This is a genomic window from Pseudomonas sp. PDM02 (assembly GCF_014852285.1).
GTDB classification, from domain to species: domain Bacteria; phylum Pseudomonadota; class Gammaproteobacteria; order Pseudomonadales; family Pseudomonadaceae; genus Aquipseudomonas; species Aquipseudomonas migulae.
Genome location: NZ_JACVBL010000011.1, coordinates 193,190 through 219,434, shown reverse-complemented (window position 1 = coordinate 219,434; position 26,245 = coordinate 193,190). Strand labels below are relative to the sequence as shown.

Below are 26,245 nucleotides of genomic sequence, written 5' to 3'. Positions count from 1 at the left end.
CGAAGCACACGTTTGCTACCTGACGATGAAACCCGTTTAACCGATCGACGCCGCTGTAAGACAGAGGCAATCGAAGAGAATTCACCGCGCCCGGACAAATGCTCAGGCCAGGGGGCCGTTGAGCAATGGAACGAAACGCACCGCCCCCAGAACACGCCTGGAAAACCCGTGTTCTTCGCGGATGATCAGCATCAACTGTTGCACTTCACCCGAGCCGACCGGTATGACCAGTCGCCCCCCAGGTGCCAACTGATCAAGCAAGGCCTGAGGCACATCGGTCGCCACCGCCGTCACGATAATGCCGTTGTACGGCGCCAGCGCAGGCCAGCCTTCCCAACCATCGCCCCAGCGGAAAACCACATTGCGCAAGTTCAGATCAACCAGGCGTTCCTTGGCCCGATCCTGCAGAACCTTGATGCGTTCGACGGAAAAAACCCGCTCGACCAGTTGCGACAGGATTGCGGTCTGATAACCCGAACCCGTGCCGATTTCCATTACCTTGTCCAAAGGCCCCGCTTCCAGCAGCAGCTCGCTCATGCGGGCCACCATGTAAGGCTGGGAGATCGTCTGGTTGTTACCGATCGGCAACGCCGTGTCTTCGTAGGCACGGTGCGCCAGCGCTTCGTCGACAAACAGGTGTCGTGGCGTAAGGCGGATCACTTCCAGCACCTTGGTGTTGGAAATGCCTTCCTCGTACAACCGCTGAATCAGGCGCTCGCGGGTACGTTGCGAGGTCATCCCGATACCGCGATGCATCGGGTCTTGTTCACGAGCCATCAGCGCAGTCCCTCCAGCCAGCCGTCGAGACTTGCGAAAGCATCATTGAAGGTGCGATCCAGTTGCAGCGGCGTGATGGATACATAGCCTTGCATCACCGCATGGAAGTCGGTGCCCGGGCCGCCGTCTTCGGCGTCCCCTGCGGCGGCGATCCAGTAGCCGGACTTGCCGCGCGGGTCGACCACTTTCATCGGTGCCGCGGCGCGGGCGCGATGGCCAAGGCGCGTCAGCTGGATTCCGCGGATGTGGTCCAGCGGCAAATTGGGAATGTTCACGTTCAGCACCGTGCGCGGTGGCAGGTCAAGGTCAGCGTGGGCTTCCACCAGTTTGCGCGCAAAGTAAGCGGCTGTGGGAAGGTTCTCGACCTGCCGTGAGACCAACGAAAAGGCAAACGATGGCCGCTTCAGGAAACGCCCCTCGAGGGCCGCTGCCACGGTACCGGAATACAACACATCGTCCCCCAGGTTGGCGCCCAGGTTAATGCCGGAAACCACCATGTCCGCTTCGCGCTCCAGCAAGCCGTTGAGGCCCAGGTGCACGCAATCGGTCGGTGTGCCATTAAGGCTGATAAAGCCGTTGGCCAGGGTTTGCGGGTGCAACGGACGGTCGAGCGTCAGCGAACTGCTGGCGCCGCTTTTGTCTTGGTCCGGGGCGATAACCACGCATTCGGTGTAATCCGCCAGCGCAGCATAAAGCGCGGCGAGACCGGGTGCGGTTACCCCATCGTCGTTAGAAATCAGAATACGCATGGGCTGTCCGTCTGCCCCACCGGCACCAGATCAACAAGCTCGCGCACCAATACAGTGGCAAAGCATCCGGCCGGCAGGACGAATTCCAGTTGCAGAATGTCAGGCTCGGGATAATGCCACGTCAACCCACCAATGGGCAGCCGCAGGATGCGACGTTCGTGGCTCATTCCGGCGTTAATCAACCAATCGCGAAGGTCTGCTTCGCGGGCGGCGATTGCCTGCTCCAGTTCATGGACAGCGCCCGTCGCTGGCGAGTCACCTTCGCCCCACTGCGGGCCGGTCGGGTGCAGGTCTAGAATCGCCAGTCGCGGGTCGCTGCACTCGGCCTCACCGGCCGGAAAAAAACTGCGGCTGTCGGTAAACGCCAACAGATCGCCAACCTGCGCTTGCTGCCAGGTGCCATCAGCAACGCGCGCCGCCAACACTTGGTTAAACAGAAAACTGCGGGCGGTAGAAAGCAGACGCGAACGCACGTTGCGCTGCTCCGGCAAGGCCTTGCGCGCGGCCCAGCTACGGGCATCGACCACGTTGCCACCGTCAAAGCCGAAACGCTGGGCGCCGAAATAATTCGGAATACCTTGTTTGGCGATCAGTTGCAGACGCGCTTCGATCGCCGCTTTGTCGCCAGCGAATTGCGTGAGGCGCAAAGTAAAACCGTTGGCCGAGTGGGCACCGCGTTGCAGCTTGCGTTTATGCCGACCGGTCTTGAGGATTTTCAGCGTATCGTTTTCCGCCGCCGACAGATCAGGGTCGGCCTTGCCCGGCAGTTGCACGCTGAACCACTGACGCGTCAGCGCCTGACGGTCCTTGAGACCGGCGTAACTGACGGTGCGCAATGGCACGCCCGCCGCCTTGGCGATTCGACGTGCGGCCTCTTCGGTATTCAGGCCGCGTTTTTCCACCCAGATCCACAGGTGCTCGCCGTCGCCGCTGAGCGGAATATTGAGGACTTCATCGACCTGAAAATCTTCCGCCGTAGCTTTCAGTACAGCGGTGCCGAGGGCTTCACCATAGGCACGCGGGCCAAGCAATTGCAGTTCGTTCATGCGCGCAGCAACAAGGCAACGGAGTGCACGGCAATACCTTCTTCGCGACCGACAAAGCCGAGCTTTTCGGTGGTGGTAGCTTTCACGTTCACTTGATCCAACTCAACTTGAAGATCCGCGGCAATCAGCGCACGCATCGATTCGATATGCGGGGCCATTTTCGGCGCCTGGGCGACGATGGTGTTATCGACGTTGCCGACCTTCCAGCCCTTGGCGTGGACCAGTGCGACGACATGACGCAACAGCACACGGCTGTCGGCACCCTTGAATGTCGGGTCGGTGTCCGGGAAATGCTTGCCGATATCACCCAGCGCAGCAGCGCCGAGCAAGGCATCGCTCAAGGCGTGCAGCAGGACGTCACCGTCGGAATGAGCGAGCAGCCCGAAGCCGTGTGCAATGCGCACGCCGCCCAGAGTAATGAAATCGCCTTCAGCGAAACGGTGCACATCATAGCCGTGGCCAATACGCATAAAAAAAACGCCCCGATTTTTGTCAGGGCGTGATTCTACCTGCTTTGTCAGTCATTAGGCGCTTAGAGCACGTCCATGATGCTGCAAGTGTTCATCGATGAAGCTGGCGATGAAGAAATAGCTGTGGTCGTAGCCCGGTTGCAAGCGCAACGTCAGCGGATGACCGGCCAGTTTGGCCGCCTGTTGCAGGGCTTCAGGCTTGAGCTGGGTGGCGAGAAAATCATCTCGATCACCTTGGTCGACCAATAGCGGCAGCTTCTCGTCAGCCTCGGCAATCAGCGCACAGGCATCCCACTCGCGCCACTTCGAACGGTCTTCGCCCAGGTAACGGGAAAAGGCTTTCTGACCCCATGGGCAATCCATCGGATTGTTGATCGGCGAGAACGCCGACACCGACTGATAACGCCCCGGATTGCGCAACGCACAGACCAGCGCACCGTGACCGCCCATGGAGTGGCCGCTGATACCGCGCTTGTCCGAAGCCGGGAAATGGGCTTCGACCAATGCCGGCAATTCCTGCACGACATAGTCATGCATCCGATAATGCCGCGACCAGGGTTCCTGCGTGGCATTCAGATAAAACCCGGCGCCGAGGCCGAAGTCCCAGGCGCCGTCCGGATCACCCGGCACATCGGGACCGCGCGGGCTGGTGTCCGGGGCAACGATGATCAACCCAAGCTCGGCGGCCATGCGCATGGCGCCGGCCTTTTGCATGAAATTTTCGTCGGTGCAGGTCAGGCCGGACAACCAGTACAGCACCGGCAGTTTGCCGCCCTGCTCCGCTTGCGGCGGCAGGTACACGGCAAACACCATGTCGCAACCGAGCACGTCGGAACGGTGCCGGTAGCGTTTGTGCCAGCCGCCGAAGCTTTTCTGGCAGGAGATATTTTCCAGGCTCATGACCGACCTCAGAAATGAATGACGGAACGGATGCTTTTTCCTTCATGCATCAGGTCGAAAGCCTTGTTGATATCTTCCAGGCCCATGGTGTGGGTGATGAACGTATCCAGCGGGATCTCGCCGGTCTCGGCCATTTCGACATAGCTCGGCAACTCGGTACGACCGCGCACACCGCCGAACGCCGAACCGCGCCAGACGCGACCGGTGACCAACTGGAATGGGCGGGTAGCGATTTCCTGACCGGCACCGGCGACGCCGATGATCACCGACTCGCCCCAGCCTTTGTGGCAGCACTCAAGTGCGGCGCGCATCAATTGGACATTGCCGATGCACTCGAAGGAAAAGTCGACGCCGCCATCGGTCATGTCGACGATGACTTCCTGGATCGGACGGTCGAAGTCTTTCGGGTTCACGCAGTCGGTTGCACCCAACTGTTTGGCGATCTCGAATTTGGCCGGGTTGATGTCGATGGCGATGATGCGCGCAGCCTTGGCTTTTACCGCGCCAATGACCGCCGACAGACCAATACCGCCAAGACCGAAAATTGCCACGGTATCACCCGGTTTCACCTTGGCTGTATTGAGTACCGCGCCAATGCCGGTAGTGACGCCGCAGCCCAGCAGACAGACTTTTTCCAGTGGCGCTTCTTTAGGAATCTTGGCGACGGAGATTTCCGGCAGCACGGTGTATTCGGAGAACGTCGAGGTGCCCATGTAGTGGAAAATCGGCTGGCCCTTGTAGGAAAAACGCGTGGTGCCATCTGGCATCAGGCCTTTGCCCTGGGTCGCACGAATCGCCTGGCACAGGTTGGTCTTGCCCGACAGGCAGAATTTGCACTGGCGGCATTCCGGGGTGTACAGCGGGATCACATGATCGCCGACAGCGACCGAGGTCACGCCCTCGCCAATCGCTTCAACAACTGCGCCACCTTCGTGGCCGAGGATCGACGGGAAGATACCTTCCGGATCAGCGCCCGACAGGGTGTAGGCATCGGTATGACAGACACCGGAGGCAACCACACGCAACAGAACTTCACCGGCCTTGGGCAGGGCGACATCGACTTCAACGATCTCGAGGGGTTTCTTGGCCTCGAAGGCAACGGCGGCGCGCGACTTGATCATGTTGGTTCTCCAGTGAATAAAACGAGACAGTGAGTGTAATACAGCGCCTTACGGTGAATAATCCGGACAAAAGCAAAACATTATTGCCACATAGGGATAATCGTTAATGTCCGAGAACCGCTGGGAAGGTATCGACGAGTTCGTCGCCGTGGCCGAGTGCAGCCAGTTTACGGCGGCGGCGGAGCGTCTTGGGGTGTCTTCCTCCCACATCAGTCGCCAAATAGTACGCCTCGAAGAGCGCCTTCAGACGCGCTTGCTGTACCGCAGCACCCGGCGAGTCACGCTGACCGAAGCCGGGCAAACGTTTTTGCAGCATTGCCAACGCTTGCAGGACGGTCGTGAAGAAGCGCTCAGAGCCGTCGGCGACCTGACCAGCGAGCCCAAAGGCATGTTGCGCATGACCTGCGCGGTGGCCTACGGCGAGCGCTTTATCGTGCCGCTGGTGACGCGATTCATGGGGCTCTATCCGCAACTGCGGATTGATATCGAACTGAGCAACCGGCAACTCGATCTGGTGCATGAAGGCCTGGACCTGGCGATCCGCCTCGGCCGCCTTCAGGACTCACGACTGGTCGCCACGCGACTGGCACCGCGACGCATGTATTTGTGCGCGTCTCCGTCCTACCTGGAACGGTATGGTCGCCCACATAGCTTGTCGGAATTGAGCCGCCACAACTGCCTCATCGGTAGTTCGGACCTGTGGCAACTGGAACAGAACGGGCGGGAATTTTCCCAGCGGGTGCAGGGAAACTGGCGTTGCAACAGTGGGCAAGCGGTGCTGGATGCGGCGTTGCAGGGCGTCGGGCTCTGTCAGCTGCCGGATTACTACGTGCTGGAGCATCTGAAAACCGGGGATTTGATTTCGCTGCTGGAGGCTCATCAGCCGCCGAACACTGCCGTTTGGGCGCTTTATCCACAGCAGCGGCATCTGTCGCCGAAGGTGCGCAAGTTGGTGGATTATTTGAAGGAAGGGTTGGCTGAGCGGCCGGAGTATCGAAGCTAGACGGTTGCTGGTGTGCCAGGAAGAAATCGAGTGCCTGGACTACCGCTATCGCCGGCAAGCCGGTCTCACTCCTACAGTGGACGGGGACGAACACACATCTTGTGTACACCGTTGAACCCTGTAGGAGTGAGCCTGCTCGCGATCGGGGATAACACTGACCCCAAGTCAATCAGCGGCGGTTAGCCCAGCGCTGTCTCAACCATTCAAGATCTTCGGGACGTGTGACCTTGAGATTGTCGGAACGCCCTTCGATAAGGCGTGGCGATGAACCAGCCCACTCCATCGCCGACGCTTCATCAGTGATAACAGCATCCGCCACCAGACTGTCCGCCAACGCCCGATGCAACGCGCCAAGTCGAAACATCTGCGGCGTATACGCCTGCCAGATCACGCTGCGGTCCACGGTTTCAACGACACGACCGTGCTTGTCGACCCGCTTCAGGGTATCGCGTGCCGGAACCGCCAGCAGCCCGCCGACCGGATCGTCAGCCAGTTCAACCAGCAACTTGTCCAGATCATCGCGGCTCAGATTCGGTCGCGCAGCATCGTGGACCAACACCCAATCCTCATCGTCCGCACCCAACGCATGCAAGTGCAGCAAGGCATTGAGCACCGACCCGGAACGCTCGGCGCCACCGTCAACGCGTTGAATACGCGTATCGCCGGCGCATGCCAGATTGGGCCAATAAGGATCATCAACAGCCAGACTGACCACCAGTCCCTTGAGGGAAGGATGATCAAGGAAACAGCCAAGGCTGTGTTCAAGAATAGTGCGCCCGCCCAGGTGCAAATATTGCTTGGGACGGTCTGCGGCCATACGGGCACCGACGCCCGCGGCAGGGATAACAGCCCAGAAGGCCGGTAACGAGGAATTCATTGAGCCAACTGGTAAAGGGTTTCACCGTCCTTGACCATGCCCAACTCATGGCGAGCCCGCTCTTCAACGGTCTCCATGCCCTTTTTCAACTCACTGACTTCAGCGTCCATGACCCGATTGCGCTCCAGCAGGCCTTCGTTCTCAGCATGTTGATCCGCGATCTGCTGAGTCAGCTCGGCCACTTGCGCCAGACTGCCATTACCCACCCACAGGCGGTATTGCAGGCCAGCCAGCAACAAGAGCAAGACGAGGAACAACCAATTGGGACTGCGCATCGAATATCAGGTATCCAGTGAAAAAAGACAGCCATGCCAAAACTTTGAAGCTTCTGATAGCACGAAGCCTGGAAAGTCCAGGCTTGTGCTCTTAAGGCATCAGATTAGTGGCAAAAACGTCGCTGTCGCGATTTTTCCGACACAATCCGGTGTCTTTTTTACCTTATAGCAATCAGCCGCGGAACTCGCTGCGACCGTTGTACTTGGCTTTGCCATTCAACTGCTCTTCGATGCGCAGCAGTTGGTTGTACTTGGAAACGCGATCGGAACGGCACAGGGAGCCGGTCTTGATCTGGCCAGCCGAAGTGCCCACAGCCAGGTCGGCAATGGTCGAATCTTCGGTTTCGCCGGAGCGGTGCGAGATCACGGCGGTGTAACCGGCGGCCTTGGCCATCTGGATGGCTTCCAGGGTTTCGGTCAGGGTGCCGATCTGGTTGAACTTGATCAGGATCGAGTTGGCGATCTTTTTATCGATGCCTTCTTTCAGGATCTTGGTGTTGGTTACGAACAGGTCGTCGCCTACCAGCTGAGTCTTCTCGCCGATCTTGTCGGTGAGGATTTTCCAGCCAGCCCAGTCAGACTCGTCCAGGCCATCTTCGATGGAGATGATCGGGTAACGCTCGGTCAGGCCTTTCAGGTAATCGGCGAAACCTTCAGCGGTGAACACCTGGCCTTCGCCGGACAGGTTGTACTTGCCGTCTTCGTAGAACTCGCTGGCCGCGCAGTCCAGTGCCAGGGTCACGTCGGTGCCCAGCTTGTAACCGGCGTTGGCCACGGCTTCGGAGATCACTTTCAAAGCGTCTTCGTTGGAAGCCAGGTTCGGTGCAAAACCACCTTCGTCACCGACGGCAGTGCTCAGGCCACGGGCCTTCAACACAGCTTTGAGGTGATGGAAAATCTCGGTGCCCATGCGCAGACCTTCCGAGAAAGACTTGGCGCCAACCGGCTGAACCATGAATTCCTGGATGTCGACGTTGTTATCGGCGTGCTCGCCACCGTTGATGATGTTCATCATCGGAACCGGCATCGAGTAAACACCCGGGGTGCCGTTCAGGTTGGCGATGTGTGCGTACAGCGGCAGGTCCTGGTCCTGAGCTGCTGCCTTGGCCGCGGCCAGGGAAACGGCGAGGATCGCGTTGGCGCCCAGGGAGCCTTTGTTTTCAGTACCGTCCAGCTTGATCATCGCGTGATCCAGCGCTTTCTGGTCGCTTGGATCTGTACCTTTCAACAGGTCGCGGATCGGACCGTTGATGTTGGCGACGGCTTTCAGAACGCCTTTGCCCAGGTAACGGCTCTTGTCGCCATCACGCAGCTCGAGCGCTTCACGCGAGCCAGTGGAAGCACCGGACGGCGCGCAAGCACTGCCGATGATGCCGTTATCGAGAAGCACGTCCGCTTCCACGGTGGGGTTGCCACGGGAGTCGAGAACTTCACGACCTTTGATGTCGACGATTTTTGCCATTGTTGTAAACACTCCAAAGTTGACGAAAACGACGCAGCTGAAGGAAATCTTTTATCGCCGGCAAGTGATGTGCAACGGGCAGACTTGCGGACGATAAGGCTCAGGCCCGAGGGCCTGAGCAACAAATCGTGCGGTACTTTACCGGAGAAATGAGGATTACGCGGTTTCTACCGTCGGAAAACTCTTCACCAGTTCGTCCAAAGCTTTGAGCTGGGCCAGGAATGGCTCCAGTTTGTCCAGACGCAAGGCGCAAGGGCCGTCGCATTTGGCGTTGTCCGGGTCCGGGTGGGCTTCGAGGAACAGACCGGCCAGTGACTGGCTGATCCCGGCTTTCGCCAGATCGAGGACCTGGGCGCGACGACCGCCGGCGGAATCGGCACGACCGCCAGGCATTTGCAGCGCGTGGGTCACGTCGAAGAACACCGGGTACTCGAACTGCTTCATGATGCCGAAGCCGAGCATGTCGACCACCAGGTTGTTGTAGCCGAAGCTCGAACCACGCTCGCAGAGGATCAACTGATCGTTACCCGCTTCCACGCACTTGTTCAGGATGTGTTTCATTTCCTGAGGTGCGAGGAACTGGGCTTTCTTGATGTTGATCACCGCACCGGTCTTGGCCATCGCGACCACGAGGTCGGTCTGGCGCGACAGGAAGGCCGGAAGCTGGATGATGTCGCAGACTTCAGCGACGACCGCAGCCTGTTCAGGCTCGTGGACGTCGGTGATGATCGGCACGCCGAAGGCTTGCTTGATGTCCTGGAAAATCCGCATGCCCTCTTCCAGGCCGGGGCCACGGTAAGAGGTCACGGAGGAACGGTTGGCCTTGTCGAAGCTGGCCTTGAACACGTAAGGGATACCGAGTTTCTCGGTAACCTTCACGTATTCTTCGCAGACCTGCATCGCCATGTCGCGGCTTTCCAGCACGTTCATGCCACCGAAAAGCACCATTGGCTTGTCGTTGGCAATCTCGATATCGCCTACGCGGATGATCTTCTGCGCCATAAGGTTCAAGCCTTCTTCTGGTGTTGAGCCAAAGCTGCTTTGACGAAGCCGCTGAACAACGGGTGACCGTCGCGTGGCGTCGAGGTGAACTCAGGGTGGAACTGGCAAGCAACGAACCATGGATGATCCGGGGCTTCGACCACTTCAACCAGCGCGCCATCACCGGAGCGACCGGAGATTTTCAGGCCGGCTTCCATGATTTTCGGCAGCAGGTTGTTGTTCACTTCGTAGCGGTGACGGTGACGCTCGACGATCACATCCTTGCCGTAGCAGCCGTGAACCAGGGAACCCGGCTCCAACAGGCAATCCTGCGCGCCGAGACGCATGGTGCCGCCCAGATCGGAGGTTTCGGTACGGGTTTCGACGGCGCCGGTGGCGTCTTCCCACTCGGTGATCAGACCCACGACCGGGTGACCGCTTGCACGATCGAACTCGGTGGAGTTGGCGTCTTTCCAGCCCATGACGTTACGAGCGAACTCGATAACCGCCACTTGCATGCCCAGGCAGATGCCGAGGTACGGAACCTTGTTTTCGCGAGCGTACTGGACGGCGGTGATCTTTCCTTCCACGCCACGCAGACCGAAGCCGCCTGGAACCAGAATCGCGTCGACGCCTTCCAGCAGCGCGGTGCCCTGGTTTTCGATGTCTTCGGAATCGATGTAGCGCAGGTTGACCTTGGTGCGGTTGCTGATGCCGGCGTGACTCATCGCTTCGATCAGCGACTTGTAGGCGTCCAGCAATTCCATGTACTTGCCGACCATGGCGATGGTGACTTCGTGCTCAGGATTGAGCTTGGCGTCAACCACGGCTTCCCACTCGGACAGATCGGCGCCGCCGCATTGCAGACCGAAACGCTCGACCACAAAATCATCCAGGCCTTGCGAATGCAGGATGCCCGGGATCTTGTAGATGGTGTCGGCGTCTTCCAGCGCGATCACCGCACGTTCTTCAACGTTGGTGAATTGCGCGATCTTGCGACGCGAGGAGATGTCGATCGGGTGATCGGAGCGGCACACCAGCACGTCAGGTTGCAGGCCGATGGAGCGCAGTTCCTTGACCGAGTGCTGGGTTGGCTTGGTTTTGGTTTCGCCGGCAGTGGCGATGTACGGCACCAGTGTCAGGTGCATCAGCATCGCGCGCTTGGCGCCGACTTCGAAACGCAGCTGGCGGATGGCTTCGAGGAACGGTTGGGATTCGATGTCACCCACGGTGCCACCGATCTCGACCATGGCCACGTCGGCATCGCCGGCGCCCTTGATGATCCGGCGCTTGATTTCGTCGGTGATGTGCGGGATCACCTGGATGGTCGCGCCCAGGTAATCACCACGGCGCTCTTTGCGCAGGACGTGTTCGTAGACACGGCCGGTGGTGAAGTTGTTGTTCTGGGTCATGGTCGTGCGGATGAACCGCTCGTAGTGACCCAGGTCCAGGTCGGTCTCGGCGCCGTCGTGGGTGACGAACACTTCACCGTGCTGGAACGGGCTCATGGTGCCCGGATCGACGTTGATGTACGGATCCAGCTTCAGCATGGTGACCTTAAGTCCCCGCGCCTCCAGGATGGCCGCCAATGAAGCCGATGCAATGCCTTTCCCCAATGAAGAAACAACACCGCCCGTGACGAATATGTAGCGCGTCATGAAAAACCCTAGAAGTCTGCGTTAAAGCGGTCCGAGCCGCCGGGGAAAGCGAAGGAAGGCCGAAGCCCCCGATCACCTGCATTAATCACAGTGCACCTTTCAAAAAAACCGCCGCGTTGGGACAGACCGGAAGATGAAACACCGGTACGTTGCTCGCTACACATTTTTTGGAATCGCCCAGCAAAGACTGCTTGGTAATCGGCAACTCCTGCAATTCAGGCGAATCCACAGAAGTTGTATCAAGAAGGGAGCGTAGTCTACCGGAAAGCCCCTTTCAGCTCAAACCTTGATCTTCGTTCGGTGGCTGCCAATGCAAATTCCAGCCGTCCTGCTCACTGCCATTCAAACCTCGCAGGCTCGCCACCGCCAGCAATTGCTCGCCCTGATAGAGCAGCGGCAATCGGCCACGGACGAAGCCCGGGACCCCACGTTCGTTGAGCAAACGCTTCAGATCACGATGGCCGCGCTCGGGCAGACTCATGACCTCGCCCCCTTCACGATAGCGGATATGCAGCGGGCCATCGGGGGTTTGACCGGTGAGCGAGAGCACGCCGTTATCCGGCAACGCCAGCGATAGCGAGGGATCAGGCCAATCAGGCGCGGGCGGCGGCGTTCGCAGCCAGCAGCCCGAAAGCCACCAGATCCGCCCGTTCGCCCGATGCAATTCCCCATCGGCCAAGCGCCAGACCGGAGAGGCATCCGCGGCAGCATCACGAAAATCTTCCCAACCCGACCAATGGTCGCTATCCGGTAAACGGGTCAGTGCCGAGAGCCAGTGACTCACTGCATTTCGCTGGCGAGCGGCGGACAGGCTGACAAGCGTAGAAAGCTCAAGTGACGGCACACCCAGCCAATCGAATTCACTGATGGAGCTGGCCTGGGCCAGATCGATTTTCGCCAACTCATCGAGCAGTTCCTGCGCTTCGCTCAGATGCGCGGCGCTGCGAGCCATCGTCGCCATCGCTTGAGGCCAGCGCTCGGTCAGCACCGGGAACACCTGATTGCGCAAGTAATTACGCGAGAAACGTCGATCCTGATTGGAAGGATCCTCGATCCAGCTCAATGAGTACTGGTTCGCGTACCCCTCCAACTCTGCTCGCGTGACATCGAGCAAGGGTCGCACCAGATGCCCTTTGCCCAACACACGCTGGCGCGGCATCCCTGACAGCCCTCTCACCCCTGCCCCACGCAGCAATCGGAACAACAGGGTTTCCGCCTGATCATCACGATGCTGGGCGGTCAACAGCACTTCATTGGCTTGAGTAGCCTCGATGAACGCGCCATAGCGCGCGTCACGGGCTGCACGCTCAAGGCTGGCGCCGGGCTGAACCTGGACGTGAACGACCTGTAGCGGTATTCCCAGCGCATCACAGACTGACTGGCAATGCTCCGGCCACGCATCGGCCACAGACTGGAGGCCGTGATGAATGTGGATAGCTTTCAGCTCAGGGAGGTGTTCGGTTTTGGCGAGATGGGCGAGAAGGTGCAGAAGGACCGTGGAGTCGAGTCCACCGGAGAAGGCGATGTGCCATTTCGCAGCATTGCGCCACGGGTTCAGATTCATCAATAGCCGGGAAGGCAAATCAATCGTGGGCCGATCCATATCTTTCCCTTTGCACAAATCAAATGTGGGAGCGAGCCTGCTCGCGATTGCGGTCAAACAGCCAACCGATTAGTTGAATGTTAAACCGCAATCGCGAGCAGGCTCGCTCCCACAGGGGTATTGCGCGCCCGGCTTAGAGACCGTAGCTCATCAGTCGCTCGTAACGGCGCTTGAGCAGCGCTTCGTTGTCGAACTTCTTCAGCATCGCCAGTTGCGAGGTCAGCTCGGCACGGATCGATGCAGCAGCCGCCACCGGGTCGCGATGAGCGCCGCCCAGAGGTTCGCCGATCACTTTATCAACGATGCCCAGGCCTTTCAGGCGCTCGGCGGTGATGCCCATGGCTTCTGCAGCATCCGGCGCTTTTTCGGCGGTTTTCCACAGAATCGACGCACAACCTTCCGGCGAGATCACCGCGTAGGTCGAGTACTGCAGCATGTTCAACTGATCGCACACGCCAATTGCCAGAGCACCACCGGAACCACCTTCACCGATGACGGTGGCGATGATCGGGGTTTTCAGGCGAGCCATGACACGCAGGTTCCAGGCAATCGCTTCGCTCTGGTTGCGCTCTTCAGCGTCGATGCCCGGGTAAGCACCCGGCGTGTCGATGAAGGTCAGGATCGGCATTTTGAAGCGCTCGGCCATTTCCATCAGGCGGCACGCCTTGCGGTAGCCTTCCGGACGCGGCATGCCGAAGTTGCGGCGAACCTTCTCGCGCACTTCGCGGCCTTTCTGGTGACCGATGATCATCACCGGCTGGTCGTCCAGACGGGCCACGCCGCCAACGATGGCAGCGTCGTCGGAGAAGTGACGGTCGCCGTGCAGCTCGTCGAACTCGGTGAAGATGTGTTCGATGTAGTCCAGGGTGTATGGACGTTTCGGGTGACGCGCCAGACGCGCGATCTGCCAGCTGGTCAGCTTGCCGAAGATGTCTTCGGTCAGCGTGCTGCTTTTGTCCTGCAGGCGGGAGATCTCATCGCCGATATTCAGCGAATTGTCGTTACCGACCAAGCGCAACTCTTCGATCTTGGCTTGCAGGTCGGCGATCGGCTGTTCGAAATCTAGAAAATTCGGGTTCATAGGCGTCCGTCTTGGGTCGACGTCCAAGAGAGCTTGGGCCGGCCGGTTGTCTATTCGCGCCCTACCTTAAGGGAGAGGCGCGTTCAGGTCGAGATTAAAAATTCAGGTCGAGATCAGGGCGTTCAGTTGCTACCTGACCGTCAACGGTATTGGAGGAAGACGTTGTCTCGCCCGAACTGGTCACGCAAGGCTTGAATCAACGCATCCGCCGGGTCGATTCGCCAGGTCTCGCCGAACTGCAGCAAGGCCTTCGCATCGGGGCTCGTGTACTCCATGGTGATCGGGCACGCACCTCGGTGACGCTTGAACAGCTCACCCAGCCAGCGTAGCTGATCGCCTTTCAAATCCTTGGTCTGCAGCTTCAAGCGCAGACTTTCGGCCAGGTTGGTGCGCGCATCTTCCATGCTCATCACCCGCTTGACCCGCAGGCGCAAACCGCCGGAGAAATCGTCGTTGCTGACTTCGCCCTCGACAACAACCATCGCATCAGTCTGCAACAGCGACTGCGCCGAATGGAACGCATCGGCAAACAACGAAGCTTCGATCCGCCCAGAGCGATCGTCAAGGGTGATGAACCCCATCTTGTCGCCCTTTTTGTTCTTCATCACACGCAGGGCGATGATCATGCCCGCGACGGTCTGTGTATCGCGAGCCGGCTTCAGGTCGATGATGCGCTGACGGGCAAAGCGGCGAATTTCACCTTCGTATTCGTCGATCGGGTGACCGGTCAGGTACAGGCCCAGGGTGTCTTTCTCCCCTTTCAGGCGTTCCTTCAGGGTCAACTCTTTCGCCTTGCGGTGATTGGCGTAGACGTCGGCGTCTGCCTCGACGAACAGCCCGCCAAACAGATCGGCGTGACCACTGTCGTGGGTGCGAGCGGTTTGTTCGGCGGCCTTGATCGCCCCTTCCATCGCATTCAGCAGCACTGCGCGGTTCTGGTCGATGCTCGCTTGATAGGCTTTCGGTTCGTCATGGAAATACGGGCCCAGACGATCCAGCGCACCGCTGCGGATCAAACCGTCGAGGGTGCGCTTGTTGATGCGCTTGAGGTCGACACGGGCACAGAAATCGAACAGATCCTTGAACGGACCGTCCTGACGCGCCTCGGTAATCGCCTCTACCGGGCCTTCGCCCACACCCTTGATCGCGCCGAGGCCGTAAATGATGCGGCCTTCGTCGTTCACCGTGAACTTGAACTCCGAAGTATTCACATCCGGCGCGTCGAGACGCAGCTTCATGGTGCGAATTTCTTCGATCAAGGTCACGACCTTGTCGGTGTTGTGCATATCCGCCGACAGTACCGCGGCCATGAACGGCGCCGGGTAGTGCGTTTTCAGCCACGCGGTCTGGTACGACACCAGCCCGTAGGCGGCGGAGTGGGATTTGTTGAAGCCGTAACCGGCGAATTTCTCTACCAGGTCGAAAATGTTACCGGCCAGGTCGGCTTCGATATTGTTGGTCTTGCAACCTTCAATGAAACCGCCGCGCTGCTTGGCCATTTCTTCGGGCTTTTTCTTACCCATGGCCCGCCGCAGCATGTCCGCACCGCCGAGGGTGTAACCGGCCATGACCTGGGCGATCTGCATCACCTGTTCCTGATACAGGATGATGCCGTAAGTCGGTGCCAGTACCGGTTTCAGGCCTTCGTACTGGTAATCCGAGTGCGGGTACGCGAGTTCGGCGCGGCCGTGCTTACGGTTGATAAAGTCGTCAACCATGCCGGATTGCAAAGGGCCCGGACGGAACAGGGCCACCAGTGCGATCAAGTCTTCCAGGCAGTCGGGCTTGAGCTTTTTGATCAGCTCCTTCATGCCCCGCGACTCAAGCTGGAACACCGCGGTGGTTTCCGCTTTTTGCAGCAGCGTGTAGGTCGGTTTGTCGTCCAGCGGGATGAACGCGATGTCCAGCGGTGGTTCGTTGACCTTGGCGCGGTCGCGGTTGATGGTTTTCAGCGCCCAGTCGATGACCGTCAGGGTCCGCAGACCGAGGAAGTCGAACTTCACCAGGCCGGCGGCTTCAACGTCGTCCTTGTCGAACTGGGTTACCAGGCCGTCACCGGCCTCGTCGCAATAGATCGGCGAGAAATCGGTCAGCTTGGTCGGCGCGATAACCACGCCACCGGCGTGTTTACCGACGTTACGCACGACGCCTTCGAGCTTGCGCGCCATTTCCCAGATTTCCGCGGCTTCTTCATCGACCTTGATGAAGTCGCGAAGGATTTCTTCCTGCTCGTAGGCTTTTTCCAGGGTCATGCCGACTTCGAACGGAATCATCTTCGACAGACGATCCGCCAGGCCGTAGGACTTGCCCTGCACCCGCGCCACGTCGCGGACCACAGCCTTGGCGGCCATGGAACCGAAAGTGATGATCTGGCTTACCGCGTTGCGCCCGTATTTCTCGGCCACGTAATCGATCACGCGGTCACGACCGTCCATGCAGAAGTCAACGTCGAAGTCGGGCATGGAGACCCGTTCCGGGTTGAGGAACCGCTCGAACAGCAGGTCATATTCCAGCGGGTCGAGGTCGGTGATTTTCTGCACATAGGCCACCAGCGACCCGGCACCCGATCCACGACCAGGACCCACCGGCACGCCGTTGCTCTTGGCCCACTGGATAAAGTCCATCACGATCAGGAAGTAACCGGGGAAGCCCATCTGGATGATGATATCCAGCTCGAAATTCAACCGGTCGACATAGACCTGGCGCTTGGCTTCATAGTCTTCGGTGGTGTCCTTGGGCAGCAGAACGGTCAGCCGTTCTTCCAGGCCATCGAAGGACACCTTGCGGAAATATTCGTCGATGGTCATGCCATCGGGAATCGGGAAGTTGGGCAGGAAGTGCGTGCCCAGCTTCACTTCGATGTTGCAGCGCTTGGCGATCTCGACGGTGTTTTCCAGCGCCTCGGGAATGTCGCTGAACAGCTCGGCCATTTCCTCGGCGCTTTTGAGGTATTGCTGATCGCTGTAGTTCTTCGAACGCCGCGGATCGTCGAGGGCACGGCCCTCACCGATGCAGACGCGGGTTTCGTGAGCGGCGAAGTCTTCCTGCTTGATGAAGCGCACGTCGTTGGTCGCCACCAGTGGCGCGCCGATTTTCTCGGCCAGGGCCACGGCACCGTGCAGTTGTTCTTCATCGTTAGGGCGGTTGGTGCGCTGGATTTCCAGGTAGAAACGGTCCGGGAACACCGCCATCCATTCGCGTGCCAGTTTTTCCGCTTCCGCCGGATTGCCGCTGAGCATGGCCAGGCCGATTTCGCCTTCCTTCGCCGCCGACAGCATGATCAAGCCTTCGCTGGCCTCGGCCACCCACTCACGCTCGATGATGATCGAGCCATTGCGCTGGCCGTCGATGAAACCGCGGGAAATCAGTTCGGTCAGGTTGCGATAGCCGACAGCGTTCATTGCCAGCAGGCTGATCCGGCTCAGGGCGTTGTCCGGGTCCTTGTTCGACAGCCACAAGTCGGCGCCGCAGATCGGCTTGATGCCTGCGCCCATCGAGGCTTTATAGAATTTGACCAGGGAACACATGTTGTTCTGATCGGTGACCGCTACGGCAGGCATGTTCATGCCGACCAAGGTCTTGACCAGCGGCTTGATCCGCACCAGACCGTCGACCAGGGAGTATTCAGTGTGCAGGCGTAGGTGAACGAATGAAGCCGGCATAGTGATCCTGCGTTATGTCATGAAAACAACAAGGCCCGGATTGTACCGGGCCTTGGCGAAAACATCAGCCTCGCGACTAACTCTCGATGAGGCTTTCGCGCGCCTCATACGCCAACCGCACCGGTGCGAACGAGCGGCGGTGAATCGGCGTCGGCCCCAAGCGTGCCAGCGCTTCCAGATGAACGGGCGTCGGGTAGCCTTTGTGACCGCCGATGCCGTAACCCGGGTAAATCAGTTCAAATGCCGCCATTTCACGGTCGCGGCTGACCTTGGCCAGAATCGAGGCCGCGGCGATGGCAGGGACCTTGCTGTCGCCCTTGACCACGGCTTCAGCGCGCATGGCTAGTTTCGGGCAACGGTTACCGTCGATCATCGCCAGTTTTGGCTGAATGTGCAGGCCTTCGATCGCACGCTGCATGGCCAGCATGGTGGCATGGAGGATGTTCAGCTCGTCGATTTCTTCGACTTCCGCGCGAGCGATGCACCAGCTCAGGGCTTTTTCGCAGATTTCGTCGAAGAGTTTTTCGCGGCGGGCTTCGGTGAGCTTCTTCGAATCGTTGAGGCCAAGGATCGGACGATTCGGATCGAGGATCACCGCTGCCGTGACCACAGCGCCGCAGAGCGGGCCGCGACCGACTTCATCCACACCGGCAACCAGCTCTTCGACTTCGGCGACCAGGGTGAAATCGAGGCCCATCTGTTGTGCTTTTGTCATTGTGTTTTGCCGATCAGATTCAATACCGCGTCCGCTGCCTGATTGGAGGCATCAAGGCGCAAGGTCCGGTGGATTTCGTCGAAGCCGCGGGTCTGCTCTTCGCCACCTTCGATCAGGGGAGACAGCGTCTGGGCCAAGGCTTCAACCGTTGCATCGTCCTGTAACAATTCAGGCACCAGGAGGCGCTGGGCGAGCAGGTTCGGCAACGAGACGTAAGGGCTTTTCACCATGCGCTTGAGGATCCAGAACGTCAGCGGTGCCAGGCGATAAGCCACCACCATCGGGCGCTTGTACAGCAAGGCTTCGAGGGTCGCCGTTCCGGAGGCAATCAACACTGCGTCGCAGGCGGCCAGCGCCAGATGGGACTTGCCGTCGAGCAGGGTCAGCGGCAGATCGCGACCGGCCAGCAGTTCTTCAAGCTGCACGCGGCGCTGAGGGCTGGCACAAGGAATAATGAACCGCACGCCAGGGCGCATGGCGCGCAAACGCTCGGCGGCATCGAGGAACAAAGCGCCCAGACGCCCGACTTCGCCACCGCGACTGCCCGGCATCAGCGCGACCAATGGGCCATCAGGCAAACCGAGCTCGGCGCGTGCAGCGCGACGATCAGCCTCAAGGGGTATCGCATCGGCCAAGGTGTGACCGACAAACCGCACCGGCACGCCCTTCTCTTCATAGAATTTCGCTTCGAACGGGAACAGTGTCAGCATCAGGTCGCAACCTTCGCGAATCTTCAGCACCCGCTTCTGCCGCCATGCCCACACCGACGGGCTGACGTAATGCACGGTCTTGATCCCGGCCTGACGCAGCTTCAGTTCGATGTTGAGGTTGAAATCCGGCGCATCGATACCGATGAACACGTCCGGTTTCTCGGCGATCAGGTCTGCGATCAGCTTCTTGCGGCGTTTCAACAACTCGCGCAGCCGACCGAGCACTTCCACCAGCCCCATGACCGAGAGACGTTCCATCGGAAAATACGAGGTCAGGCCTTCAGCCTGCATCAGCGGGCCACCGACACCGATGAACTCGACCGCCGGATGCTGAGCCTTGAGCGCACGCATGAGACCGGCGCCCAGAATGTCACCGGAAGCCTCACCCGCCACCAGCGCAATACGCAGATTAGCCATGATTAACGTGTGATGCCGCGGGTCGAAGACTGGATGGAGTCACGGAACACCGCAACTTCCGGAAACTGCTCCGAAGGCTCGGCCAGCTCCGCGAGTGCCTGCTCAACCGTGAGGCCCTGGCGATAAACCACCTTGTAGGCACGGCGCAGGGCGTGGATCGCGTCTTCGCTGAAACCACGACGGCGCATGCCTTCGAAGTTCATGCTGCGAGCTTCGGCCGGGTTGCCGAACACCGTGACGTACGCTGGAACGTCCTTGCCGATGGCGGTGCCCATACCGGAAAAGCTGTGGGCGCCGATGTGGCAATACTGGTGAACCAGGGTAAAACCGGACAGGATCGCCCAGTCTTCAACATGCACATGGCCCGCCAACGCGGTGTTGTTGACCAGGATGCAATGGTTGCCGATGACGCTGTCGTGGCCGATGTGAGCGTAGGCCATGATCAGGTTGTGATCGCCCAGGGTCGTTTCGGAACGGTCCTGAATGGTCCCGCGGTGAATGGTCACGCCTTCACGGATGACGTTGTGGTCACCGATGACCAGACGGGTTTCTTCACCCTTGTATTTCAGATCGGGCGTGTCTTCGCCTACCGAAGAAAACTGGTAGATGCGGTTGTGCTTACCGATTCGGGTCGGGCCTTTGAGAATCACATGCGGCCCGATCACTGTCCCCTCGCCGATTTCCACACCAGCGCCGACGATCGACCAAGGGCCGACCTCGACGTCGTCGGCCAGGATGGCCGTCGGATCGATGATTGCGCGAGGGTCAATCAAACTCATACTTTTTGTTCCGCACAGATGATCTCGGCCGAGCAGACCGGCTTGCCATCTACCGATGCCTGGCATTCGAACTTCCAGATCTTGCGCTTGCAGCTGATGAACGTGGCTTCAAGGATCAACTGGTCGCCAGGCTTGACCGGCTGACGGAAACGCAGTTTGTCGGAGCCTACGAAGTAGTACAGGGTGCCATCAGCCGGCTTCACGTCCAGCATCTTGAAACCAAGGATCCCGGCAGCCTGAGCCATCGCTTCGATGATCAGTACGCCCGGCATGATTGGATGCGCAGGGAAGTGACCATTGAAGAACGGTTCGTTGATGCTGACATTCTTGTAGGCGCGAATGCGCTTGCCTTCCACATCCAGATCCACGACCCGGTCCACCAGCAGGAACGGGTAACGGTGAGGCAGGTATTCGCGAATCTCGTTGATGTCCATCATTTCGGGGGGAAGCCTATGTAAAAATTGGGAACGCGCGACTGACGCGCGCTCCTCTAGCAAATCAAGGAGGCAGTCTAGCGGCTGTGCACACTTGATATGGAAATGGTATCAGCCATCTGATGAAGCAATACCGTCAGGGGTCACTTCCCCTACTCGCTTTTCCAGCTGTCGCAGCCGCCGCGCGATGTCATCGAGCTGACGGATACGTGCCGCGCTTTTGCGCCATTCGGCAGCCGGTTGCATGGCCGTACCGGAAGAATAGGAGCCCGGCTCGGTAATCGAGTGGGTCACCATGGTCATCCCGGTAATGAAAACCTTGTCGCAAATTTCGATATGTCCCACCAGCCCTACGCCACCGGCGAGCATGCAATGCTTGCCGATTTTGGTGCTGCCGGAAATCCCCACGCACGCCGCCATGGCAGTGTGATCACCAACCTGAACGTTGTGGGCGATCTGAATCTGATTGTCGAGCTTGACGCCATTACCAAGAATGGTATCGGCCAGTGCACCGCGGTCGATGGCAGTATTCACGCCGATCTCCACATCGTCACCGACCAGAACGCCACCGATCTGGGCGATTTTCTGCCAGATGCCTTTCTCGTTGGCAAAGCCGAAGCCTTCGCCACCCAACACTGCACCGGACTGAATCACCACCCGCTTGCCGATGCGCACGTCGTGATACAGCGTGACGCGCGGTGCGAGCCAGCCACCTTCGCCGATAACGCTACGAGCGCCGATGAAGCAATGCGCGCCGATGGTCGTGCCTGCATCAACTCGCGCCCCGCTCTCGATGACCACAAAGGCACCGATGCTCGCCGCTGGATCAACCACCGCGTCCGCCGCAATCACTGCGGTCGGATGAATGCCGGCAGCCGCCTTGGGCTTGGGATCGAACAGGTGGGAAACACGAGCGTAGGCGGCGTACGGATCAGGTACGACCAATGCATTCCCGGCAAAACCTTCAGCGTCAGCGGCTTTCAGCAACAGTGCTGCAGCCCGGCTGTCAGCCAGGTATTTGCGGTATTGAGGATTTGCCAGAAAGCTCAACTGAGCTGGGCCAGCCTCTTGCAAAGTGGCTAGCCCAGTAATTTCCTTCTCTGGGTCGCCACGTAGAGTGGCGCCGAGGAACTCGGCCAACTGGCCGAGTTTTATGGTCGCTGTCATGGATTACTTCAGCTGATTCATGCGCTCGATAACCTGGCGAGTGATGTCGTACTGAGGTTTGACATCAATCACTGCGCCACGCTCGAAGACCAGGTCAAAAGCACCTTTCTTGATGACTTCTTCCACAGCGCTGTCCAGTTTCGGCTTGAGCTGCTTCAGCATTTCACGATCGGCAACGGCTTTGGCTTCGTTCAATTCCTTGGACTGGAACTGGAAGTCACGGGCCTTTTGCTTGAATTCAAGTTCCAGACGCTCACGCTCGCCTTGCTGCATCTTGTCGCCGCCAGCCATCAGACGGTCCTGAATACCCTTGGCACTGCTTTCCAGCGTCTTGAGCTTGGTCAGTTGCGGGCCGAACTTCTTCTCGGCATCCACGGCGTACTTCTTGGCCGCATCGGATTCCAGCAAAGCCATTTGATAGTTCAGAACGGCAATTTTCATGTCGGCAAAAGCCGGGCCTGCTACCAGTACGGTCGCCAGGAGAACCAATTGAGTCAACTTACGCACGATGCACTCCTACAAAATCCATTGTCGTTATCTTGGGTCAGACGCTTAGAACGTCTGGCCGAGGGAGAATTGGAACACTTGAGTTTCAGCCTCATCCGGTTTCTTGATCGGCATGGCCAACGCGAAACTCAGAGGACCCAGTGCGGTAACCCATGTCACGCCTACACCGACAGAGCTGGCCATGTTGCTCAGGCTGATGTCGTTGCACTGTGTATTGGACTTCGAACCATCGGCATTGGTGGTCGACTTGCACTGCGAGTCGAACACGTTACCCACGTCCCAGAATACCGAGGTACGCAGGGAACGCTGATCCTTGACGAACGGCAGAGGGAAAAGAACCTCCACACCGCCCTGGATCAGGACGTTACCACCGAACGGCAGCGGATCCTGGTCCGGATCGAGCGCAGTGCCAGGGTTCTTGCCGGTACTTGGAGTACTGCGAGGACCCAGGGTGCTGTCCTTGAAGCCACGAACCGAGTTGAAACCACCAGCATAGTAGTTTTCATAGAACGGCAAGCCATCGGTCGAACCGTAGCCGTCGCCATAACCCAGTTCGGTATGCAGGCGCATGGTGTAGTTTTCGGTCAACGGCTGGAACAACTGGCCACGGTAGTCGAGCTTGAAGAACGACAGGTCGCTGCCAGGGGTCGTGGTTTCCAGCACAAGGCTTTGCGAATGACCACGGGTCGCCAGCACGCCTTTGTTCAGGGTCGACTCGGACCAACCGGCCGAAGCCTTGAAGTTCAGGTAGCTGTCGCCTTCCTTGTTAACGAAGTCGAAGATTTCGTCAACGGTGTACAGGCCAGTCTTGATCTTGTCCTGTTGCGCAGTCAGGCCGAAGGTCAGACGCGAAGTCTCGCTGATCGGATAACCGACGCTCGCGCCGGCACCGTAGCTGTCTACCGCATAGCTGGCAACGTCGACGTCGAGGTCTTTGTAGTCAGTGGTGCGATAGAACGCGTTGTAGCCCAGGCTCACACCGTCAGCAGTCCAGTACGGGTCAACATAACCGAAGTTATAGCGGCTCTGGTATTCACTGCGGGTCAAGCCAACGCTGACCTTGTTACCGGTACCGAGGAAGTTGTTCTGGGTGATCGAACCACCGAGGATCAGACCCGCACTCTGTGCAAAGCCGACGCTGGCGGTAATCGAACCGGACGCTTGCTCTTCAACGCTGTAGTTCACGTCAACCTGGTCATCGACACCCGGTACAGCCGGGGTTTCAACGTTGACTTCCTTGAAGAAGCCCAGACGCTCAAGACGGGTCTTGGATTGGTCGATCAGGTAAGTCGAAGCCCAGCCGCCTTCCATCTGACGCATTTCACGGCGCAGCACTTCGTCTTCGGACTTGGTGTTGCCACGGAAGTTGATGCGGTTAACGTAAGCACGCTTGCCCGGATCGACCGCGAAAGTGATATCGACGGTGTGGTCTTCATCATGCGGCTGAGGTACGCCGTTGACGTTGGCGAAGGTGTAACCCTCGTTACCCAGGCGACGGGTGATCAGTTCGGACGTAGTGGTCATCAGCTTGCGCGAGAACACCTGGCCTTTCTGCACCAGCAGCAGGGACTTGACCTGGTCTTCAGGAACTTTCAGGTCGCCGCTCAGCTTGACGTCACGAACGGTGTACTTCTCGCCTTCGTTGACGTTGACGGTGATGTAGACGTGCTTCTTGTCCGGGGTGATGGACACCTGGGTCGAAGCGATATCCATGTTGATATAGCCACGGTCCAGGTAGTAGGAACGCAGACGCTCCAGGTCACCGGACAGTTTTTCACGAGCGTACTTGTCGTCGTTCTTGAAGAACGACAACCAGTTCGTGGTCTTGAGTTCGAACAGGTCGATCAGGTCTTCATCAGGGAAGACCGTGTTACCCACCACGTTGATGTGCTGGATAGCTGCAACGGTGCCTTCGTTGATATTGACCTTGAGGCCGACGCGGTTACGCGGCTGCGGCACCACTTCGGTGTCAACGGTAGCCGAGTAGCGGCCCTGAGCGACGTACTGGCGCTGCAGCTCGTTACGAACACCTTCGAGGGTGGCGCGCTGGAAGATCTCGCCTTCGGCCAGACCGGACTGTTTGAGGCCCTTCATCAGGTCTTCAGTGGAGATCGCCTTGTTACCCTCGATCTCGATACTGGCGACGGACGGACGCTCGACTACAGTAATGACCAGGACGTTGCCATCGCGGCCCAGCTGGATATCTTGAAAGAACCCGGTTTTGAACAGCGCACGAGTGGATTCCACCAGGCGACGATCATCCGCCTGTTCACCGACGTTCAACGGCAAGGCACCAAAGACGCTACCCGCGGAGACCCGCTGGAGGCCATTGACGCGAATATCAGAGATAGTGAAGGACTCGGCGTGAACTTCGGCGATCATCAATACGGTGAGAACCGCAGTTAGCAGCAGACGTTTCATGAAGTCCTTTCTTATTCCAACTGGCAATAAACAAACTGCCGCAAAATGCGGCAGATTCGCAATTCAGCGAAGTGTTACAGACGACCCAAATCATTGACCAGAGCGAGCAACATCACCCCGACCACCAAACTGATGCCGATCTGTATCCCCCAACCCTGCACCCGATCCGACAAGGGGCGACCACGCGCCCACTCAATCAGATAAAACAACAAATGCCCCCCATCCAGTACCGGAATGGGCAACAAATTCAGAACACCCAGGCTAATACTCAGATAAGCAAGGAAATTCAGGAAATCAGCGACGCCCGACTGGGCAGAAGCGCCCGCCACTTTAGCAATGGTTATCGGTCCACTCAAGTTTTTTACCGAGAGCTCACCGAACAACATTTTCTTGAGCGAATCGAGGGTCAGTATGCTCATGGTCCAGGTGCGTCGAGCCCCCTCGCCAATCGCGGCCAAAGGACCGTAACTGACCTCGCGAATCATCTCCGGCGGCCAATCGATCGCCTTCACCCCGGCGCCGAGATAACCACTGGGCGACTTTTTCTCGCCGCGAGAAGCCAGCGTCACAGGGACGTCGATTTGAGCACCATCGCGCTCGACGCGCAGCATGATTTTGGTATCAGGATGAATACGGACGATATCGACCACTTGTTGCCAGTCATCGAGCGCCTTGCCATCCAGGGCCAACAATCGGTCACCGGTTTTCAGGCCGGCAGCCTGCGCCGGGCCTTTCGGATCGAGCTCTGCCAGAACCGGCGGCAGCGCCGGACGCCATGGGCGAATACCCAGCGAGCGAATCGGATCCGGCTCGTCAGCGCCCTTGAGCCATTTATCCAGCACCAGCTCACGCGGCGAATCCGCTGTGGAACCCTGCTCACGAACCAGCAACTGAAGGGAACCGCTTTCGCCAAGACGGCGAACCAGTTGCAGATTTACGGCACCCCAGCCCGAAGTCGGCTCACCATCAATGGCAACAATTTCCTGACCTGCACTCAAACCCGCCCTAGCCGCGATACTGCCGGACTCAACGGCACCAATGACTGGCCGCACCTGCTCGCTGCCAAGCATGGCGAGCACCCAGAAAAAAATCATCGCCAGCAAGAAGTTGGCAATCGGCCCCGCCGACACGATAGCAATGCGCTGACGGACGGATTTGCGATTGAAGGATTGATCGAGCTGATCGGCTGGCACTTCACCTTCACGCTCGTCGAGCATTTTCACGTAGCCACCCAGCGGGATGGCGGCAATCACGAATTCAGTGCCTTTCTTGTCGTGCCAGCGCAGCAACGGCATACCGAAGCCCACGGAGAAACGCAGCACTTTGACTCCACAGCGACGTGCGACCCAGAAATGGCCGAATTCGTGGAAAGTGACCAGCACGCCCAGGGCTACCAGGGTGCCGACAATCATATAGAGCGCGCTCATCTA

The 26,245-nt window shown here is 58.8% G+C and carries 23 protein-coding genes; 1 reads left to right on the top strand and 22 read right to left on the bottom strand.

Annotation, left to right across the window (positions count from 1 at the left end; translation table 11 throughout):
- Positions 1-102 precede the first annotated feature (102 nt).
- Genes IB245_RS20630 through IB245_RS20605 form a run of 6 tightly spaced genes read right to left on the bottom strand, consistent with a single transcriptional unit; the run spans position 103 to position 5,063 of the window.
- The gene (locus IB245_RS20630; RefSeq protein WP_177318174.1) at positions 103-738 is read right to left on the bottom strand and encodes a protein-L-isoaspartate(D-aspartate) O-methyltransferase; all 636 of its coding nucleotides are present in this window, start codon (positions 736-738) and stop codon (positions 103-105) included.
- 38 nt (positions 739-776) lie between these two features.
- On the bottom strand, positions 777-1,526 hold the full coding sequence (surE, locus tag IB245_RS20625) for a 5'/3'-nucleotidase SurE (RefSeq protein WP_008029009.1): 750 nt from the start codon (positions 1,524-1,526) through the stop codon (positions 777-779).
- Positions 1,514-2,572: a tRNA pseudouridine(13) synthase TruD gene (gene truD, locus IB245_RS20620; protein WP_008029007.1), complete on the bottom strand. Its 1,059-nt coding sequence runs from the start codon at positions 2,570-2,572 to the stop codon at positions 1,514-1,516. The genes surE and truD overlap by 13 nt, the downstream gene beginning before the upstream one ends.
- Positions 2,569-3,042 (bottom strand): 2-C-methyl-D-erythritol 2,4-cyclodiphosphate synthase, encoded by a 474-nt coding sequence (ispF, locus tag IB245_RS20615; RefSeq protein ID WP_008029005.1) that lies wholly within the window; start codon positions 3,040-3,042, stop codon positions 2,569-2,571. Before ispF ends, truD begins: the two co-directional genes overlap by 4 nt.
- Before the next feature lie 54 nt (positions 3,043-3,096).
- Positions 3,097-3,942 carry an S-formylglutathione hydrolase gene (fghA, locus tag IB245_RS20610; RefSeq protein WP_008029003.1) on the bottom strand — a complete coding sequence of 282 codons (846 nt, stop codon included), beginning with the start codon at positions 3,940-3,942 and terminating at the stop codon, positions 3,097-3,099.
- A gap of 8 nt (positions 3,943-3,950) precedes the next feature.
- Positions 3,951-5,063 carry an S-(hydroxymethyl)glutathione dehydrogenase/class III alcohol dehydrogenase gene (locus IB245_RS20605; protein ID WP_008029001.1) on the bottom strand — a complete coding sequence of 371 codons (1,113 nt, stop codon included), beginning with the start codon at positions 5,061-5,063 and terminating at the stop codon, positions 3,951-3,953.
- Between the two features lie 106 nt (positions 5,064-5,169).
- Between IB245_RS20605 and IB245_RS20600 the strand changes: the two genes are divergently transcribed.
- Positions 5,170-6,066 carry a LysR substrate-binding domain-containing protein gene (locus IB245_RS20600; protein WP_008028998.1) on the top strand — a complete coding sequence of 299 codons (897 nt, stop codon included), beginning with the start codon at positions 5,170-5,172 and terminating at the stop codon, positions 6,064-6,066.
- A gap of 169 nt (positions 6,067-6,235) precedes the next feature.
- Here the strand turns inward: IB245_RS20600 and ispD are convergent, their stop codons facing one another.
- The 16 genes from ispD to rseP form a co-directional block, all read right to left on the bottom strand.
- Positions 6,236-6,943, bottom strand: coding sequence for a 2-C-methyl-D-erythritol 4-phosphate cytidylyltransferase (gene ispD, locus IB245_RS20595; protein ID WP_192228498.1), 708 nt, complete (start codon positions 6,941-6,943; stop codon positions 6,236-6,238).
- The gene (gene ftsB / locus IB245_RS20590; protein ID WP_008028992.1) at positions 6,940-7,218 is read right to left on the bottom strand and encodes a cell division protein FtsB; all 279 of its coding nucleotides are present in this window, start codon (positions 7,216-7,218) and stop codon (positions 6,940-6,942) included. Before ftsB ends, ispD begins: the two co-directional genes overlap by 4 nt.
- 172 nt (positions 7,219-7,390) lie before the next feature.
- Complete coding sequence (gene eno, locus IB245_RS20585) at positions 7,391-8,680, bottom strand: phosphopyruvate hydratase (protein WP_008039408.1); 1,290 nt, start codon at positions 8,678-8,680, stop codon at positions 7,391-7,393.
- A 156-nt stretch (positions 8,681-8,836) separates the two neighbouring features.
- On the bottom strand, positions 8,837-9,682 hold the full coding sequence (gene kdsA, locus IB245_RS20580; protein WP_008028990.1) for a 3-deoxy-8-phosphooctulonate synthase: 846 nt from the start codon (positions 9,680-9,682) through the stop codon (positions 8,837-8,839).
- Between the two features lie 5 nt (positions 9,683-9,687).
- On the bottom strand, positions 9,688-11,319 hold the full coding sequence (locus IB245_RS20575; protein WP_008028989.1) for a CTP synthase: 1,632 nt from the start codon (positions 11,317-11,319) through the stop codon (positions 9,688-9,690).
- A gap of 274 nt (positions 11,320-11,593) precedes the next feature.
- A complete protein-coding gene (gene tilS, locus IB245_RS20570) occupies positions 11,594-12,922 on the bottom strand; it encodes a tRNA lysidine(34) synthetase TilS (protein ID WP_192228536.1) in 1,329 nt (442 codons plus the stop codon).
- Positions 12,923-13,055: 133 nt separating this feature from the next.
- Entirely contained in the window at positions 13,056-14,003 is a 948-nt protein-coding gene (locus tag IB245_RS20565) for an acetyl-CoA carboxylase carboxyltransferase subunit alpha (RefSeq protein WP_008028987.1), read from the bottom strand.
- A 140-nt stretch (positions 14,004-14,143) separates the two neighbouring features.
- A complete protein-coding gene (dnaE, locus tag IB245_RS20560) occupies positions 14,144-17,665 on the bottom strand; it encodes a DNA polymerase III subunit alpha (RefSeq protein WP_008028986.1) in 3,522 nt (1,173 codons plus the stop codon).
- A 76-nt stretch (positions 17,666-17,741) separates the two neighbouring features.
- Positions 17,742-18,380 (bottom strand): ribonuclease HII, encoded by a 639-nt coding sequence (gene rnhB / locus IB245_RS20555; protein ID WP_008028985.1) that lies wholly within the window; start codon positions 18,378-18,380, stop codon positions 17,742-17,744.
- A complete protein-coding gene (lpxB, locus tag IB245_RS20550) occupies positions 18,377-19,507 on the bottom strand; it encodes a lipid-A-disaccharide synthase (RefSeq protein ID WP_192228497.1) in 1,131 nt (376 codons plus the stop codon). The genes rnhB and lpxB overlap by 4 nt, the downstream gene beginning before the upstream one ends.
- Positions 19,508-19,509: 2 nt before the next feature.
- The gene (gene lpxA, locus IB245_RS20545; protein ID WP_008039405.1) at positions 19,510-20,286 is read right to left on the bottom strand and encodes an acyl-ACP--UDP-N-acetylglucosamine O-acyltransferase; all 777 of its coding nucleotides are present in this window, start codon (positions 20,284-20,286) and stop codon (positions 19,510-19,512) included.
- Positions 20,283-20,723 carry a 3-hydroxyacyl-ACP dehydratase FabZ gene (gene fabZ, locus IB245_RS20540; RefSeq protein ID WP_008028982.1) on the bottom strand — a complete coding sequence of 147 codons (441 nt, stop codon included), beginning with the start codon at positions 20,721-20,723 and terminating at the stop codon, positions 20,283-20,285. Before fabZ ends, lpxA begins: the two co-directional genes overlap by 4 nt.
- A 108-nt stretch (positions 20,724-20,831) precedes the next feature.
- A complete protein-coding gene (gene lpxD, locus IB245_RS20535; protein ID WP_008039404.1) occupies positions 20,832-21,887 on the bottom strand; it encodes a UDP-3-O-(3-hydroxymyristoyl)glucosamine N-acyltransferase in 1,056 nt (351 codons plus the stop codon).
- 3 nt (positions 21,888-21,890) lie between these two features.
- Positions 21,891-22,394: an OmpH family outer membrane protein gene (locus IB245_RS20530; protein WP_008028980.1), complete on the bottom strand. Its 504-nt coding sequence runs from the start codon at positions 22,392-22,394 to the stop codon at positions 21,891-21,893.
- Between the two features lie 45 nt (positions 22,395-22,439).
- Positions 22,440-24,815 (bottom strand): outer membrane protein assembly factor BamA, encoded by a 2,376-nt coding sequence (gene bamA / locus IB245_RS20525; RefSeq protein ID WP_008039402.1) that lies wholly within the window; start codon positions 24,813-24,815, stop codon positions 22,440-22,442.
- A gap of 74 nt (positions 24,816-24,889) precedes the next feature.
- Positions 24,890-26,242, bottom strand: a complete 1,353-nt coding sequence (rseP, locus tag IB245_RS20520) for a sigma E protease regulator RseP (protein ID WP_192228496.1) — start codon at positions 26,240-26,242, stop codon at positions 24,890-24,892.
- Positions 26,243-26,245 lie beyond the last annotated feature (3 nt).

What these genes read in the sequence shown, in the direction of transcription:
- IB245_RS20630 (WP_177318174.1), bottom strand. Translation starts at nt 738, where the DNA reads ATGACCTCGCAACGTACCCGCGAGCGCCTGATTCAGCGGTTGTACGAG.
- surE (WP_008029009.1), bottom strand. Translation starts at nt 1,526, where the DNA reads ATGCGTATTCTGATTTCTAACGACGATGGGGTAACCGCACCCGGTCTC.
- truD (WP_008029007.1), bottom strand. Translation starts at nt 2,572, where the DNA reads ATGAACGAACTGCAATTGCTTGGCCCGCGTGCCTATGGTGAAGCCCTC.
- ispF (WP_008029005.1), bottom strand. Translation starts at nt 3,042, where the DNA reads ATGCGTATTGGCCACGGCTATGATGTGCACCGTTTCGCTGAAGGCGAT.
- fghA (WP_008029003.1), bottom strand. Translation starts at nt 3,942, where the DNA reads ATGAGCCTGGAAAATATCTCCTGCCAGAAAAGCTTCGGCGGCTGGCAC.
- IB245_RS20605 (WP_008029001.1), bottom strand. Translation starts at nt 5,063, where the DNA reads ATGATCAAGTCGCGCGCCGCCGTTGCCTTCGAGGCCAAGAAACCCCTC.
- IB245_RS20600 (WP_008028998.1), top strand. Translation starts at nt 5,170, where the DNA reads ATGTCCGAGAACCGCTGGGAAGGTATCGACGAGTTCGTCGCCGTGGCC.
- ispD (WP_192228498.1), bottom strand. Translation starts at nt 6,943, where the DNA reads ATGAATTCCTCGTTACCGGCCTTCTGGGCTGTTATCCCTGCCGCGGGC.
- ftsB (WP_008028992.1), bottom strand. Translation starts at nt 7,218, where the DNA reads ATGCGCAGTCCCAATTGGTTGTTCCTCGTCTTGCTCTTGTTGCTGGCT.
- eno (WP_008039408.1), bottom strand. Translation starts at nt 8,680, where the DNA reads ATGGCAAAAATCGTCGACATCAAAGGTCGTGAAGTTCTCGACTCCCGT.
- kdsA (WP_008028990.1), bottom strand. Translation starts at nt 9,682, where the DNA reads ATGGCGCAGAAGATCATCCGCGTAGGCGATATCGAGATTGCCAACGAC.
- IB245_RS20575 (WP_008028989.1), bottom strand. Translation starts at nt 11,319, where the DNA reads ATGACGCGCTACATATTCGTCACGGGCGGTGTTGTTTCTTCATTGGGG.
- tilS (WP_192228536.1), bottom strand. Translation starts at nt 12,922, where the DNA reads ATGGATCGGCCCACGATTGATTTGCCTTCCCGGCTATTGATGAATCTG.
- IB245_RS20565 (WP_008028987.1), bottom strand. Translation starts at nt 14,003, where the DNA reads ATGAACCCGAATTTTCTAGATTTCGAACAGCCGATCGCCGACCTGCAA.
- dnaE (WP_008028986.1), bottom strand. Translation starts at nt 17,665, where the DNA reads ATGCCGGCTTCATTCGTTCACCTACGCCTGCACACTGAATACTCCCTG.
- rnhB (WP_008028985.1), bottom strand. Translation starts at nt 18,380, where the DNA reads ATGACAAAAGCACAACAGATGGGCCTCGATTTCACCCTGGTCGCCGAA.
- lpxB (WP_192228497.1), bottom strand. Translation starts at nt 19,507, where the DNA reads ATGGCTAATCTGCGTATTGCGCTGGTGGCGGGTGAGGCTTCCGGTGAC.
- lpxA (WP_008039405.1), bottom strand. Translation starts at nt 20,286, where the DNA reads ATGAGTTTGATTGACCCTCGCGCAATCATCGATCCGACGGCCATCCTG.
- fabZ (WP_008028982.1), bottom strand. Translation starts at nt 20,723, where the DNA reads ATGATGGACATCAACGAGATTCGCGAATACCTGCCTCACCGTTACCCG.
- lpxD (WP_008039404.1), bottom strand. Translation starts at nt 21,887, where the DNA reads ATGACAGCGACCATAAAACTCGGCCAGTTGGCCGAGTTCCTCGGCGCC.
- bamA (WP_008039402.1), bottom strand. Translation starts at nt 24,815, where the DNA reads ATGAAACGTCTGCTGCTAACTGCGGTTCTCACCGTATTGATGATCGCC.
- rseP (WP_192228496.1), bottom strand. Translation starts at nt 26,242, where the DNA reads ATGAGCGCGCTCTATATGATTGTCGGCACCCTGGTAGCCCTGGGCGTG.